The organism is Burkholderia sp. HI4860, assembly GCF_002223045.2.
Classification (GTDB): domain Bacteria; phylum Pseudomonadota; class Gammaproteobacteria; order Burkholderiales; family Burkholderiaceae; genus Burkholderia.
In genome coordinates this window covers 3264256-3279225 of the sequence record NZ_NKFO02000003.1, presented here as the reverse complement: position 1 = coordinate 3279225, position 14970 = coordinate 3264256, and the positions used below count along the sequence as shown (strand labels likewise).

Sequence of the window (14970 nt, the reverse complement as noted above, 5' to 3'; positions counted from 1 at the left end):
ATGAGTGGTTTAACCAAGCAGCAGCATCGCGAGCGGCAGCACCGGCAGCAGCGCGTCGACACGGTCGAGCACGCCGCCATGGCCTGGCAGCAGTCCGCTCGAATCCTTCACGCCCGCCTGCCGCTTCAGCAACGATTCGAACAGGTCGCCGATCACGCTGTATGCGACCAGCAGCGTCAGTGCGGCCCATGCGCCGGGCATCCCGTAGCGCACGGCGAACGCGGAAAACAGGGTCGGCTCGAATGCATGCGCGACCATCGCGACGCCGGCGACGACCATCACGGCGAGCCAGCCACCGATCGCGCCCTCCCAGCTCTTGCCGGGGCTGATCGTGATGGCCAGTTTACGCTTTCCGAACGCCTTGCCCGCGAAGTATGCGCCGATATCGGCGAGCCAGACGACCAGAAGCAGCGACAGCACGAACGGTACGCCCTGCGCACGCGCCGCGACGAGCGCATGCCAGCAGGCCGCGAAGACCACGAGGCCGGCCGCGAGCAGGAACGGCCGCCATACGCCGCCCGCGAGCGCCGGCTTGCGCCGCAGCGTGAACGGGCCGACCAGCAGCCAGAACACGCCGGCTGCCATGAAAAGGGGACGGGACGAAGCCGCATCGACGCCGAGCGGCGCCGTTGCCGCGAGCGCCAGCGCCGCGACGACTGCATAGACGACCGGGCCGGCGCCGCCGAGCTTGAGCAGGCGCGCCCATTCCCACGCGGCAAACACGAGCACGACGCCGATCAGCGCGCCGAACGCGGTGAGCGGCGCGAACAGCGTCACCGGCAGCAGGACCGCCAGCATCACGATCGCCGTGATCACACGGGTTTTCAGCATGAAAGGGAGTCGGCGTTCTGCGATTGCGGTTCGAGCTGTGCGCTCGTGCGGCCGAAACGGCGCTCGCGCTCCGTATACGACGCCATGGCGTCGGCCAGTGCCGCGCCGTCGAAATCCGGCCAGTATTTGTCGGTGAAATAGAATTCGGCGTACGCGAGTTGCCACAGCAGGAAGTTGCTGACGCGCTGCTCGCCACCGGTACGGATGAAGAGATCGGGCTCCGGCGCATAGGCCATCGCCAGGTGCGGCGCGAACGCGTCCTCGGTCACTTCGACCTCGCGACCCTCGCGCACGGCCTGCTCGACGAGCTTCTTCGTCGCCTGCAGGATGTCCCACCGGCCGCCGTAGTTGGCTGCGATGGTGAGCGTAAGACGGGTATTGCGCGCCGTCTTGGTTTCGGCGCGGCGAATCAGCTCGCGGATGCGCGGCTCGAAGCGGTCGAGATCGCCGACGACACGCAGGCGGATCCCGTTCGCGTGAAGCTTGCCGACCTCGCGCTCGAGCGCGGTGATGAAGAGGCGCATCAGGAACGACACTTCGTCGTTCGGACGGCGCCAGTTCTCCGAACTGAACGCGAACAGCGTCAGGTATTCGACGCCGGCGCGCGCGCAGCCTTCGACCACCGCCCGCACGGCATCGACGCCGCGGGTGTGCCCCGCGACGCGCGGCAAGCGGCGTTCGGTCGCCCAACGGCCGTTGCCGTCCATGATGATCGCGATGTGACGCGGCACGACGCCGACGTCAGGCACGCGAACGGTAGAGCTGGTATAGGTCATGGCCGTTGAGACAGTAATGCGGGAAGAAGGCGGCGCGCGAGGACGGTCGTCAGACCGTCATGATCTCGGCTTCCTTGCTCTGCACGAGCTTGTCGATTTCGGCAACGTGCTTGTCGGTCAGCTTCTGCACGTCGTCGCTTGCACGACGCTCGTCGTCTTCCGAGATTTCCTTGTCCTTCACGAGCTTCTTGAGCGCTTCGTTCGCGTCGCGGCGCAGGTTGCGGATCGCGACCTTGGCCGTTTCGCCTTCGCTCTTGACGACCTTGGTCAGCTCGCGGCGGCGCTCTTCCGTCAGCGCGGGCATCGGCACGCGGATCAGGTCGCCGGCGGTGGCCGGGTTCAGGCCCAGGTCGGCTTCGCGAATGGCCTTCTCGACCTTCGCGACCATGTTCTTTTCCCACGGCTGCACGCCGATCGTGCGCGCATCGACGAGCGTCAGGTTGGCGACCTGCGAGATCGGCACCATCGAGCCGTAGTAGTCGACCTGCACGTGATCGAGCAGACCGGTGTGTGCACGGCCCGTACGGATCTTTGCCAGATCGTTCTTGAACGCTTCGATCGAGCGCTGCATCTTTTGCTCGACGCCCTTCTTGGTATCAGCGACACTCATTTCAACCTCCGAACCTTCTAACCTTCAAAGAACACGGGCCCTGCCCGGCGCAGCGGATGCGCCGCGGCCGATGGCCCGCATCCGCGGGAGTTTACACGTGGACGAGCGTACCTTCGTCCTCGCCCAGCACGATGCGCTTGAGCGCGCCCGGCTTGTTGATCGAAAACACGCGAATCGGCAGCTTCTGGTCGCGGCACAGCGCAAAGGCCGTCGCGTCCATCACCTGCAGGTTGCGGCTGATCGCCTCGTCGAAAGTGATCGTCGTGTAACGCGTGGCCGACGGATCCTTCTTCGGATCGGCAGAATATACGCCATCGACCTTGGTCGCCTTCAATACGACCTCGGCGCCCACTTCCGAACCGCGCAGCGCGGCGGCCGTGTCCGTCGTGAAAAACGGGTTGCCCGTGCCGGCCGCGAAGATCACGACGCGGCCTTCCTCGAGCTGGCGGATCGCGCGGGGCCGGATGTACGGCTCGACGACCTGGTCCATCCGCAGCGCGGACTGCACGCGCGCCTCGATGCCGGCGTGGCGCATCGCGTCCTGCAGCGCCAGCGCGTTCATCATCGTCGCGAGCATCCCCATGTAGTCTGCCGTCGCGCGGTCCATGCCGGCCGCGCCACCCGCGACACCGCGGAAAATATTACCGCCACCGATCACGACCGCGAGCTGCGTACCGAGACGCACGACTTCGGCGATATCGGCCACCATCCGTTCGATCGTCGCGCGATTGATGCCGAAGGCATCGTCGCCCATCAGCGCTTCGCCGGAGAGTTTGAGGAGGACGCGTTTATAGGCATTGGACATAGGGGCTTCCGAGCGACGAGAGGATGACAACCACGAACTGTAGGGGCGAAATACTGATTCGGGCAAGCGCCGACGGTCGGACCGGGTTTCCCGGCCGGCCGGCGGCGGCGCCGACCGCGGCGGAGCGGACGCCCGCCGCGGATACTGCCTGACTGCTTACGGCTTACTGCTGCTTTGCTGCTGCGACTTGCGCGGCCACTTCGGCGGCGAAGTCGTCCTGGCGCTTCTCGATGCCTTCGCCGACGACGAACAGTGCGAACTTCTGCACTGCGGCATTGGCTGCCTTCAGCATCTGCTCGATCGACTGCTTGTCGTTCTTCACGAACGTCTGGTTCAGCAGCGACACTTCCTTCAGGTACTTCTGGACGCTGCCGTCGACCATCTTCGCGACGATTTCAGCCGGCTTGCCCGATTCCGCAGCCTTCTGCTCGGCCACGCGGCGTTCCGTCTCGATCAGTTCCGCCGGCACGTCAGCCGACGACAGCGCGACCGGCTTCATGGCCGCGATGTGCATCGCGACGTCCTTGCCGACCTGCTCGTCCGCGCCCGTGTACTCGACGATCACGCCGATACGCGCGCCGTGCAGGTACGTTGCGATCTTGTTCGCGGTTTCGAAACGGACGAAACGGCGGATCGAGACGTTCTCGCCGATCTTGCCGACCAGCGCCAGACGCACTGCGTCGACCGTCGAGCCGTCGAGCGGCAGCGCCGACAGCGCAGCCACGTCGGCCGGGTTTTGCGTCGCGACGAGTTCCGCAACCGTCTTCGAGAATGCGAGGAAGTCGTCGTTCTTCGCGACGAAGTCGGTTTCGCAGTTCAGTTCGACCAGCGAGCCTGCGTTGCCGCCGACGAACGATGCGACGACGCCTTCTGCCGTCACGCGCGATGCCGCCTTGCTCGCCTTGTTGCCGAGCTTGACGCGCAGCAGCTCTTCAGCCTTGGCCAGGTCGCCGTCGGCTTCCGTCAGCGCCTTCTTGCACTCCATCATCGGTGCGTCGGTCTTTGCGCGCAGTTCTGCCACCATGCTTGCGGTAATTGCCGCCATCATTCGCTCCTTGAGTCTGTATTCACAACGCCGCCCGCTTGGACGCGAACGGCCGAGATTCGTTTCCGGACCCGCACCCATTCGGCGCAATCAGGTCCGGCGCACAAGCTTAAAAAAAGGGGGCCTGTTGAGAGCCCCCTTTTTGCGCCGGCTCGGGGCCAGTTACGCGTTTTCCTCGACGTACTCGTCGTCGCCGCGTGCGGCCTGGACCACTTCGTTGACCGCGTTCGCACGACCTTCGAGGATCGCATCGGCCACGCCTTCGGCGTACAGCGCGACTGCCTTGCTCGAGTCGTCGTTACCCGGGATCACGTAATCCACACCTTCCGGCGAGTGGTTCGTATCGACCACGGCGATGACCGGCACGCCCAGCTTGTTCGCTTCGGTGACAGCAATCTTGTGGTAGCCGACGTCGACGACGAAGATCGCGTCCGGAATGCCGCCCATGTCCTTCACGCCGCCGATCGACTTTTGCAGCTTGGCGATTTCGCGTTCGAACAGCAGCGCTTCCTTCTTGCTCATCTTTTCGAGCTCGCCTGCCTCGACTGCCGCTTCCATGTCCTTCAGGCGCTTGATCGATACCTTCAGCGTCTTGAAGTTGGTCATCATGCCGCCGAGCCAGCGTGCGTTGACGAACGGCATGCCTGCGCGCTGCGCTTCCTGGGCGATCGTGTCACGCGATTGACGCTTCGTGCCGACGAACAGGATCGTGCCGCGGTTCGCTGCCAGCTGGCGCACGTACTTCTGTGCGTCCGTGAACATCGGCAGCGTCTTTTCGAGGTTGATGATGTGAATCTTGTTGCGGTGACCGAAAATGAACGGAGCCATCTTCGGGTTCCAGAAGCGCGTCTGGTGACCGAAGTGGACACCCGCTTCCAGCATTTGGCGCATCGTAACTGCCATGTAAATTCTCCACGAGGGTTGGGTCTTAAGCCGGCCGCCGTACCGCCGCGCGATCCCACCCCGAAGAGCGCAAATGCCGCGCGGCCGGCACCCTGGTTGCGCCGGCTTGCGATTCGACACGTGCAAACGCCCGTGCCGTAAGCCTTCCATCCGTCATGCCGCCCCAACTTGGGGCAAGCTCGGCAATTGGATATCGACTTAGCCAAAGAGTATAGCACGCCGATTTGTCCGCTCTCAAGTCGCTCACCACTTTCGCTTGCCGCGCGGCAGCCGGCCGGACAATCCGCGAAAACCCGCATCCGCACCGCCGGCAGGGGCTGCGACGCCTGCCAGAAGGTGCGATAATCCGTCAATTCACCGCATTCCAGGCATACCTCGATGGCTATTACGCTCAAAAACGAACACGATATCGCCGAGATGCGCGTCGCCTGCCGTCTCGCGAGCGAAGTGCTCGACTTCATCACGCCGCACGTCGTCGCGGGCGTCACGACCGCCGAACTCGACCGCCTCTGCCACGAGTTCATGCTCAATGAACAGGGCACGATCCCGGCGCCGCTGAACTACCAGCCTCCCGGCTACCCGCCGTACCCGAAGGCCACCTGCATTTCGGTCAACGACGTGATCTGCCACGGCATTCCCGGCGAGAAGGTGATCAAGAACGGCGATGCGCTGAACATCGACATCACCGTGATCAAGAACGGCTACTTCGGCGACACGAGCCGCATGTTCATCGTCGGCGAGGGTTCGATTCTCGCAAAGCGCCTCGTGCAGACCACCTACGAATGCATGTGGCTCGGCATCGACCAGGTCAAGCCGGGCGCGCACCTCGGCGACATCGGCTACGCGATCCAGAAGCACGCGGAAGCGCAGGGCTACAGCGTCGTGCGCGAATACTGCGGCCACGGCATCGGCACGGTGTTCCACGAAGATCCGCAGGTCGTCCACTATGGCCGTCCGGGCACCGGCATCGAACTGAAGGCCGGGATGATCTTCACGATCGAGCCGATGATCAACGCCGGCAAGCGCGACATTCGCACGATGCCCGACCAGTGGACGGTCAAGACGCGCGACCGCAGCCTGTCGGCGCAGTGGGAGCACACGGTGCTCGTCACCGAAACCGGCTACGAGGTGCTGACCGTGTCGGCCGGCACGCCGGCGCGCCCGGTGTTCGCGCAGCCGGCCGCCGCCGTCTGAGCGCCGTCGCGCCAGCCCGCCCCACCCGCACCTGAACGGCCGCCCATGAGCGCTCACGCAGCCCCCTCGCCCGAAGCGCTGTCGCGGCGCGCCGAATTCAAGGCCGCCAAAGCGGAGATGCTCGAGCGCTTTCGCCGCGCGGCGAACGTCGCGTCGCTGATGCACGCGCTGTCGAAACTCACCGACGAAGCGCTGAAGCGCGTGTGGGACGACTGCGGGCTGCCCGCGACGCTCGCGCTCGTCGCCGTCGGCGGCTACGGGCGCGGCGAGCTCGCGCCCTATTCCGACGTCGACATCCTCGTGCTGCTGCCCGATGCGCACGATCCGGCCCTCGACGCGCGCATCGAGCGCTTCATCGGCATGGCGTGGGATCTCGGCCTCGAGATCGGCAGCAGCGTGCGCACGGTCGCGCAGTGCATCGAGGAGGCGTCGCAGGACGTCACGGTGCAGACCTCGCTGCTGGAAGCGCGCCGCATCGTCGGCAGCACCGCGCTGTTCGAACGCTTCACGGTGCGCTACCACGAGGCGCTCGACGCCCGCGCGTTCTTCACCGCGAAGGTGCTCGAGATGCGCCAGCGCCACGCGAAGTTCCAGGACACGCCTTACAGCCTCGAGCCGAACGTGAAGGAAAGCCCCGGCGGGCTGCGCGACCTGCAGACGATCCTGTGGATCGCGCGCGCGGCCGGTTTCGGCAGCAGCTGGCGCGAACTCGACACGCGTGGCCTCATCACCGATCGCGAGGCGCGCGAGCTGCGTCGCAACGAAGGTTTCCTGAAAACGCTGCGCGCGCGGCTGCACGTGATCGCCGGCCGCCGCCAGGACATGCTCGTGTTCGACCTGCAGACGCAGGCCGCCGAAAGCTTCGGCTATCGGGCGACGCAGGCCAAGCGCGCGAGCGAACAGCTGATGCGCCGCTACTACTGGGCCGCGAAAGCCGTCACGCAGCTCGCGACGATCCTGATCCAGAACATCGAGGCGCAGCTGTTCCCCGCGACGAGCGGCATCACGCGCGTGCTGTCGCCCGACCGCTTCGTCGAGAAGCAGGGCATGCTCGAGATCGTCGACGACGGCGTGTTCGAACGCCACCCCGACGCGATCCTCGAAGCGTTCCTGTTGTACGAGACGACCCGCGGCGTGAAGGGCTTATCGGCCCGCACGTTGCGCGCGCTGTACAACTCGCGCGAGATCATGAACAACACGTGGCGCCGCGATCCGCAGAACCGCGACACGTTCATGCGGATCCTTCAGCAACCCGAAGGGATCACGCACGCGTTCCGGTTGATGAACCAGACGAGCGTGCTCGGCCGCTACCTGCTGAACTTCCGCCGCATCGTCGGCCAGATGCAGCACGACCTGTACCACGTGTACACGGTCGACCAGCACATCCTGATGGTGTTGCGCAACATCCGCCGCTTCGCGGTGGCCGAGCATGCGCACGAATATCCGTTCTGCAGCCAGCTGATCGGCAACTTCGAGCGCCCGTGGGTGCTGTATGTCGCGGCGCTGTTCCACGACATCGCGAAGGGCCGCGGCGGCGATCACTCGACGCTCGGGATGGCCGACGCACGGCGCTTCTGCCGCGAGCACGGCATCGCCGGCGACGATGCGGCGCTGATCGTGTGGCTCGTCCAGCATCACCTGACGATGAGCCAGGTCGCGCAGAAGCAGGACACGAGCGATCCGGAAGTCATCAAGCGCTTCGCGGAAGTCGTCGGCAACGAGCGGTACCTCACCGCGCTGTACCTGCTGACCGTCGCCGATATCCGCGGCACGAGCCCGAAGGTATGGAACACGTGGAAGGGCAAGCTGCTCGAGGATCTGTACCGCATCACGCTCGCGGTGCTCGGCGGAGCCAACCCCGACGCGCATTCGGAGCTGAAGTCGCGGCAGGAGCAGGCGCTCGCGCTGCTGCGCCTCGAGACCGTGCCCGACGACGCGCATCGCGCGCTGTGGGATCAGCTCGATGTGGGCTTCTTCCTGCGTCACGACGCGGCCGACATCGCGTGGCAGACACGCGTGCTGTACCGGCACGTGAATGCCGAAACCGCGATCGTCCGCGCGCGGCCGTCGCCGATCGGCGATGCACTGCAGGTGCTCGTGTACGTGAAGGATCGCCCCGACCTGTTCGCGGGCATCTGCGCGTATTTCGACCGCAACGGGCTGTCGGTGCTCGACGCACGCGTCAGCACGACGCGGCACGGCTATGCGCTCGACAACTTCATCGTCACGCAGACCGAACGTGACGTGCGGTATCGCGACATCGCGAATCTCGTCGAGCAGCAACTCGCGTCGCGGCTCACCGAGACCGCACCGCTGCCGGAGCCGTCCAAGGGCCGCCTGTCGAGGCTGTCCCGGACGTTTCCGATCACACCGCGCGTCGACCTGCGGGCCGACGAGCGCGGCCAGTACTACATCCTGTCCGTGTCGGCCAACGACCGGCCGGGCCTTCTCTATTCGATCGCGCGCGTACTCGCCGAGCATCGGATCGGCGTCCACGCGGCGCGGATCAATACGCTCGGCGAACGCGTCGAGGACATCTTCCTGCTCGCGGGTGCCGGCCTGTCCGACAACCGCCTGCAGATCCAGCTCGAAACCGAATTGCTGCGTGCGATCGCAGTCTGAATGAATCCCAGCGTTTATGCGCACCAAATTAACCGTCAAGAATCCGAAGCCGGCGTCGCCGACCCGCGCCCCTGTCCGCTCCGGCAGCCTCGTCGCCCGCAAGGCGGTGCGTCCCGCCACGCCTCCCGCCGGCGACAAGCCGGCCGGCCCGAAGAAGGCGTCCCCGGCCGGCGCCGGCGAACGTACGTTCAAGCCGCGCGCTGCCGCGGGCGCCGAGCGCCCGGGCGCCGATCGCGCACCGGCCAAGCGTGCGCCGCGTGACGGCGGTGCGGAACGCGGCACGCGCGCCCCTTATCGCGACAACGCGGCCGGGGAAGGCGCGAAGCGCAGCTTCGGCGACCGCCGCACGTCGTCCGATCGTCCGCCGCGCCGCGATGACGACGCGCGGCCGCGTCGTGCAGGTGGCGAAGGCGGCGCACGCGCGCCGTATCGCGACAGCGCAGGCGGTGAAGGTGCAAAACGCAGCTTCGGCGACCGTCGCACGTCGTCGGATCGTCCCCCGCGCCGCGATGACGACGCACGGCCGCGTCGCGCGGGTGGCGAAGGCGGCGCACGCGCGCCGTATCGCGACAACGCAGGCAGTGAAGGCGCGAAGCGCAGCTTCGGCGATCGTCGCCCGTCGTCGGATCGCCCGCCCCGCCGCGATGACGATGCACGTCCGCGTCGCGCAGGTTCCAGTGAAGGCAACGCGCGCGCACCGTATCGCGACAACGCAGCCAGCGAAGGCGCGAAGCGCAGCTTCGGTGACCGTCGCCCGTCGTCGGATCGCCTGCCCCGCCGCGATGACGATGCACGTCCGCGTCGCGCAGGTTCCAGTGAAGGCAACGCGCGCGCACCGTATCGCGACAACGCAGCCAGCGAAGGCGCGAAGCGCAGCTTCGGCGACCGCCGCACGTCGTCCGATCGCCCGCCCCGCCGTGATGACGACTCACGGCCGCGTCGAGCCGGTTCCAGTGAAGGGAACACACGCGCGCCTTATCGCGACAAGGCAGCCGGCGAAGGCGCAAAGCGCAGCTTCGGCGACCGTCGCACGTCGTCCGATCGCCCGCCGCGCCGTGATGACGATGCCCGCCCGCGCCGCGCAGGCGCCGACGACGGCAAGCGCCCGTCGTATCGCGACAAGCCTGCCGGCGAAGGCGCAAAGCGCAGCTTCGGCGACCGTCCGGCCCGCCCCGCACGCGACGGCGAGCGCCGCTCTTTCGGCGCCGTCAAGACCGCGCAACCGGTCAAGCGCGCCGCCGCCGACGTCGATTACGGTGACGAATCGGGCCTGATGCGCCTGTCGAAACGGATGTCCGAGCTCGGCATGTGCTCGCGCCGCGAAGCCGACGAATGGATCGAAAAGGGTTGGGTGCTCGTCGACGGCGAACGCATCGACACGCTCGGCACCAAGGTCCGCGCCGACCAGAAGATCGAGATCGACGAACGCGCAAGCGCCGCGCAGGCCGCGCAGGTGACGATCCTGCTGCACAAGCCGGTCGGCTACGTGTCGGGCCAGGCGGAAGACGGCTACGAGCCCGCTGCCGTGCTGATCACGCGCGCGAACCGCTGGAGCGGCGACCATTCGCCGGTGCGCTTCTCGCCGCAGCACTTGCATGCCCTCGCACCGGCCGGCCGCCTGGACATCGATTCGACCGGCCTGCTCGTGCTGACGCAGAACGGCGTGATCGCGAAGCAGCTGATCGGCGAGCAATCGGACATCGACAAGGAGTACCTCGTGCGCGTGCGCTTCGGTGAGCGGCTCATCGACATCGACCAGCACTTCCCCGCGGAATCGCTCGCGAAGCTGCGCCACGGCCTCGAGCTCGACGGCGTCGCGCTGAAGCCCGCGATGGTGAGCTGGCAGAACGGCGAGCAGTTGCGCTTCGTGCTGCGCGAAGGCAAGAAGCGCCAGATCCGTCGCATGTGCGAGCTGGTGGGCCTCGACGTGATCGGCCTGAAGCGCGTCCGGATGGGCCGCGTGATGCTCGGCGCGCTGCCGCAAGGTCAATGGCGCTATCTGTCGGCCGACGAGACGTTCTGATCGCGGGCGCCTACACGTGCGCCACGCAATGAAAAAGCCCGCGCGAGCGGGCTTTTTCTTGTCTGCGAGCAGCCGGCAAAGCCGGCCGATCAATCGTCGGAAGCCGGATCGAGCCCCGGGAACAGCACTTCCGTGAAGCCGAAGCGCGTGAAGTCGGTGATCCGCATCGGATACAGCTTGCCGATCAGGTGATCGTATTCGTGCTGGACGACGCGTGCGTGAAAACCGTCGGCCACGCGGTCGATCTTCTCGCCGTACTGGTCGAAGCCGCTGTAGCGCACCTTCGCGTAGCGGCTGACGACGCCGCGCATGCCCGGCACCGACAGGCAGCCTTCCCAGCCCTCTTCCATGTCCGGCGGCAGGTACTCGATCTTCGGGTTGATCAGCACGGTCTCGGGCACCGGCGGCGCGTCCGGGTAGCGGTTGTTGTTGCCGAAGCCGAAGATGATGATCTGCAGCCCGATGCCGATCTGCGGCGCGGCCAGGCCGGCGCCGTTCGCGTGGTGCATCGTCTCGAACATGTCCGCGACGATCTCGTGCAGTTCGGGTGTATCGAACCGCTCGACCGGCTTGGCGACTTCGAGCAGGCGCGGATCGCCCATCTTCAGGATCTCGCGAATCATGGCGTATTACCCTCCAGGAGTTGGTGCAGGCCGTCTTCGTCCAGCACGGGGATGCCGAGTTCCTCGGCCTTCGCGAGCTTGCTGCCGGCTTCGGCGCCCGCGACCACGTAATCCGTTTTCTTCGATACCGAACCGGCCACTTTCGCGCCCGCCGCTTCGAGCATTTCCTTCGCGGCATCACGCGTGAGCGTCGGCAGCGTGCCCGTCAGCACGACCGTCTTGCCGGCCAGCACGCCCTGCGGCGCCTTCGGCGCGGGCGGCCCTTCCGGCCACGTCACCTTGCCCGGCGCGCGCAACTGCTCGATCACGGTCCGGTTGTGCTCTTCCGCGAAGAACTGATGGAGCGACTCGGCGACGATCGGCCCGACGTCGTTGACCTCGAGCAGCTCTTCGATCGATGCGTCCATGATCGGCGTCAGCGAGCCGAAATGCTTCGCGAGATCCTTCGCGGTCGATTCGCCGACGTGACGGATACCGAGCCCGTAGATGAAGCGCGCGAGCGTCGTGTGCTTCGCCTTCTCGAGCGAGTCGAGCAGGTTCTGCGCCGATTTCTCGGCGAACCGGTCGAGCTCGGCGAGCGTCGCAAAGCCGAGATTGAACAGGTCGGCCGGCGTGCGCACGAGATTCAGCTCGACGAGCTGGTCGATGATCTTCTCGCCGAGCCCGTCGATGTCGAGCGCGCGGCGCTGCGCGAAGTGCCACAGCGCCTGCTTGCGCTGCGCCGGGCAGAACAGGCCGCCCGTGCAGCGCGCGATCGCCTCGTCCGGCAGGCGCTCGATCTTCGAGCCGCACACCGGGCATTCGGTCGGCATCACGAATTCGGCGGCATCGGCCGGGCGCCGGTCGAGCAGCGCGCCGACCACCTCGGGGATCACGTCGCCCGCGCGGCGCACGATCACGGTATCGCCGATCCGGATGTCCTTGCGGCGCACCTCGTCCTCGTTGTGCAGCGTCGCGTTCGTCACGGTCGCGCCGCCGACGAACACGGGCTCGAGGCGCGCGACCGGCGTGATCGCGCCGGTGCGGCCGACCTGCACGTCGATCGCGACGAGCCTGGTCAGCGCTTCCTGTGCGGGGAACTTGTGCGCGAGCGCGAAGCGCGGCGCGCGCGACACGAAACCGAGGCGCTCCTGCTCGTCGCGCCGGTTGACCTTGTAGACGACGCCGTCGATGTCGTACGGCAGCGACTCGCGCTTCTCGCCGACCCGGCGGAAAAAGCCGAGCAAGCCTTCGGCGCCGTGCACGACCGCGCGCTCGCGGTTCACGGGCAGGCCGAGCGACTCGTACCAGTCGAGCAGCGCGCTGTGCGTATCGGGCATCGGCATCCCGTCGAGCACACCGATCCCGTACGCGAAGAACGACAGCGGACGCTGCGCGGTGATCTTCGAGTCGAGCTGGCGCAGGCTGCCGGCCGCCGCGTTGCGCGGGTTCGCGAATTCGCGCTGCTCGGCCGCGCGCTGGCGTTCGTTCAGGCGTGCGAAATCGCGCTTGAACATCAGCACCTCGCCGCGCACGTCGAGCACGGCCGGCACGTTCTTGCCCTTCAGCTTCAGCGGAATCGAGCGGATCGTGCGCACGTTCTCGGTCACGTCCTCGCCCGTGGTCCCGTCGCCGCGCGTCGACGCCTGGACGAATACGCCCTGCTCGTAGCGCAGCGAGATCGCGAGACCGTCGAACTTCAGTTCGCATGCGTACTCGACGGGCTCCGTCACCGAGCCGGCGAGATCGGTCGTCTTGTCGAGCGCGTCGGCGACACGCTTGTCGAATGCGACGATGTCCTCGTCGGCGAAGCCGTTGTTCAGCGACAGCATCGGCGCGTCATGGACGACCGGCGTGAAGCCGCCGGCCGCCTCGCCGCCGACACGCTGCGTCGGCGAATCGGGCGTCACGAGTTCGGGATGGTCGGCTTCGAGCTGCTGCAGTTCGCGGAACAGCCGGTCGTATTCCGCGTCGGGCAGATCCGGCTGGTCGAGCACGTAGTAGGCGTAGTTCGCGCGCTCGAGTTGGTCGCGCAGCCACGCGGCACGCGCGTCGGGCTGGCTGGCTGGCGGTTCGGCTTGGGTTCGGGCCATGCTGGCGGCAGAGTCGTTCTGAAAAATCGGAATTCCGATTATCTCAGTTTGACGCCGCAGCGGGGGCACGCGATGCGTGCCGCGCGGGCCCGCTGCAGTGCACACGAGCACGGTGCATTGCAGCGACGGGCGCCGGCGCCGGAAGCCGTCGCCCGCCGGGCGCGCGTTACTGGCTGAAGAGGCGGCGCGTGACCGGCGAACCGGCCGGGATGCCGGCTTCCTCGAGCTTCGCGTACAGCTTCATCAGTTGCTGATCGATCGCGACCAGCGTCGATTCCGGCAGCGGCCGCCGCGAATCGTCGACGACCCGCGCGCCGATCCGCTCGGACAGCGATTTTGCGTAATCGCACATCAGCCGGAACGGCAGGATGTCCTCTTCGGCGACCGGCACGTCGAGCACCAGCGTGATCATGTTGCCGCCCTTGTACGTGAGGTCGTCGCGCAGGAAGTTCGTATCGCCGAACTGCAGCATGAACACGGGGTTCTGCTTCGCGTCGAGCTTCACGAAACGCGTGCCGTCGCGCGACAGCAGCAGCCCGTCCTGCGACGCGACCGCCTGCACGTAGTTCGCCGACCACGGCGCGCCGTCCGACATCACGTTGATCGACAGTTGCGCGTCGCACTGCGCGGCAAACGCGTCGAGCTCGCGCGCCATCGCGACCGTTTCCATCATGTCCGGGAATTCCGGCGCGCCGTCGATCGCGTCGGCGAACTGCTGGACGCCCGTCACGAATTCGGAGAACTCGAGCTCGTTCAGCGCACCGCTGCGGTTCGCGAGCTGCGCGGCCGCGCGCAGCTCCTCGTAGCGCACGCCGTTCTGCAGCAACTCCCACTGGCCGCCTTCCGGCTTGCCTTCGATGTGCACGGGCTTGCTGCCCGCGCGGCGCAGCCGCTGCGCGGCCGGCAGGATCTTGTCGCCCGGCAGCGACCCGCCGAGGCGGATCGGCACGATGCAGTCGATCCGGCGGTCGACGATCGCCGGCGGAGCCGACGAGATCGTCGTGGCGGCCGGCAGCACGGGTTCGGCCGGCTCTGCCGGTTCAGCGTGCGTGGCGTGCGCGGCAGCCGGCGCGGCTGCTTCGCCGGCAACCGGCTCGGCCGACTCGGCCGGTGCATCGACGCCGGTCGCCTCGGCCTGCAGATCGGCCGGCGTGTCGGCCGGCGCCGCGCCACCGAACGTCGGCTCGACGCGCGCGACTTCGGCCTGCGCGCCGCCCGTGGCGGCCGCCGGGGCCGGTGCCGCGGGCTCGCGCCGCACCGGCTGGCGCACCGGCTCGATGAACGGCAATTCTTCCTCGCGTTCGGGGCGGTTCATCGCCTCGGCCGCTTCCTCCGGCATCGGGCGCGGCATCCTGCGCCGCACCTTCGCGCCCTGCCATGCGTTGTAGACCACGACGCCGCCCACCACGACGGCGCCCGCGCCGATCAAACCGAGTGTCAACTCGTCCATGCACGCTCCATCAGCA

The 14970-nt window shown here is 67.1% G+C and carries 12 protein-coding genes; 3 read left to right on the top strand and 9 right to left on the bottom strand.

Annotated elements, in window-relative coordinates; translation table 11 throughout:
- Positions 1-9 precede the first annotated feature (9 nt).
- From CFB34_RS30600 to rpsB, 6 genes are all read right to left on the bottom strand, one after another.
- Complete coding sequence (locus CFB34_RS30600) at positions 10-831, bottom strand: phosphatidate cytidylyltransferase (protein WP_089440439.1); 822 nt, start codon at positions 829-831, stop codon at positions 10-12.
- Entirely contained in the window at positions 825-1607 is a 783-nt protein-coding gene (gene uppS / locus CFB34_RS30595) for a polyprenyl diphosphate synthase (RefSeq protein ID WP_006478494.1), read from the bottom strand. Before uppS ends, CFB34_RS30600 begins: the two co-directional genes overlap by 7 nt.
- Before the next feature lie 49 nt (positions 1608-1656).
- Positions 1657-2217, bottom strand: a complete 561-nt coding sequence (gene frr / locus CFB34_RS30590) for a ribosome recycling factor (RefSeq protein WP_039342717.1) — start codon at positions 2215-2217, stop codon at positions 1657-1659.
- A gap of 91 nt (positions 2218-2308) precedes the next feature.
- Entirely contained in the window at positions 2309-3022 is a 714-nt protein-coding gene (pyrH, locus tag CFB34_RS30585) for a UMP kinase (protein WP_011352459.1), read from the bottom strand.
- A gap of 163 nt (positions 3023-3185) precedes the next feature.
- Entirely contained in the window at positions 3186-4067 is an 882-nt protein-coding gene (gene tsf, locus CFB34_RS30580; RefSeq protein ID WP_089440440.1) for a translation elongation factor Ts, read from the bottom strand.
- A 162-nt stretch (positions 4068-4229) separates the two neighbouring features.
- The gene (gene rpsB / locus CFB34_RS30575) at positions 4230-4970 is read right to left on the bottom strand and encodes a 30S ribosomal protein S2 (protein ID WP_006752149.1); all 741 of its coding nucleotides are present in this window, start codon (positions 4968-4970) and stop codon (positions 4230-4232) included.
- A gap of 378 nt (positions 4971-5348) precedes the next feature.
- On the opposite strand from rpsB, the gene map reads away from it, so the two are divergent.
- From map to CFB34_RS30560, 3 genes are read left to right on the top strand one after another with little or no spacing between them, the layout of a single operon-like run.
- Positions 5349-6164 (top strand): type I methionyl aminopeptidase, encoded by an 816-nt coding sequence (gene map, locus CFB34_RS30570; RefSeq protein ID WP_012328760.1) that lies wholly within the window; start codon positions 5349-5351, stop codon positions 6162-6164.
- Positions 6165-6209: 45 nt separating this feature from the next.
- The gene (locus CFB34_RS30565) at positions 6210-8786 is read left to right on the top strand and encodes a [protein-PII] uridylyltransferase (protein ID WP_089440441.1); all 2577 of its coding nucleotides are present in this window, start codon (positions 6210-6212) and stop codon (positions 8784-8786) included.
- 16 nt (positions 8787-8802) lie between these two features.
- On the top strand, positions 8803-10809 hold the full coding sequence (locus CFB34_RS30560) for a pseudouridine synthase (protein ID WP_089440442.1): 2007 nt from the start codon (positions 8803-8805) through the stop codon (positions 10807-10809).
- An 89-nt stretch (positions 10810-10898) separates the two neighbouring features.
- On the opposite strand, the gene def is transcribed toward CFB34_RS30560, so the two are convergent.
- The 3 genes from def to CFB34_RS30545 all read right to left on the bottom strand — a co-directional run bounded on the left by def (position 10899) and on the right by CFB34_RS30545 (position 14954).
- Positions 10899-11432, bottom strand: a complete 534-nt coding sequence (gene def, locus CFB34_RS30555) for a peptide deformylase (RefSeq protein WP_039342702.1) — start codon at positions 11430-11432, stop codon at positions 10899-10901.
- Positions 11429-13504, bottom strand: coding sequence for an NAD-dependent DNA ligase LigA (ligA, locus tag CFB34_RS30550; RefSeq protein WP_089440443.1), 2076 nt, complete (start codon positions 13502-13504; stop codon positions 11429-11431). Before ligA ends, def begins: the two co-directional genes overlap by 4 nt.
- A 166-nt stretch (positions 13505-13670) precedes the next feature.
- On the bottom strand, positions 13671-14954 hold the full coding sequence (locus CFB34_RS30545) for a cell division protein ZipA C-terminal FtsZ-binding domain-containing protein (protein ID WP_089440444.1): 1284 nt from the start codon (positions 14952-14954) through the stop codon (positions 13671-13673).
- Positions 14955-14970: the final 16 nt, after the last annotated feature.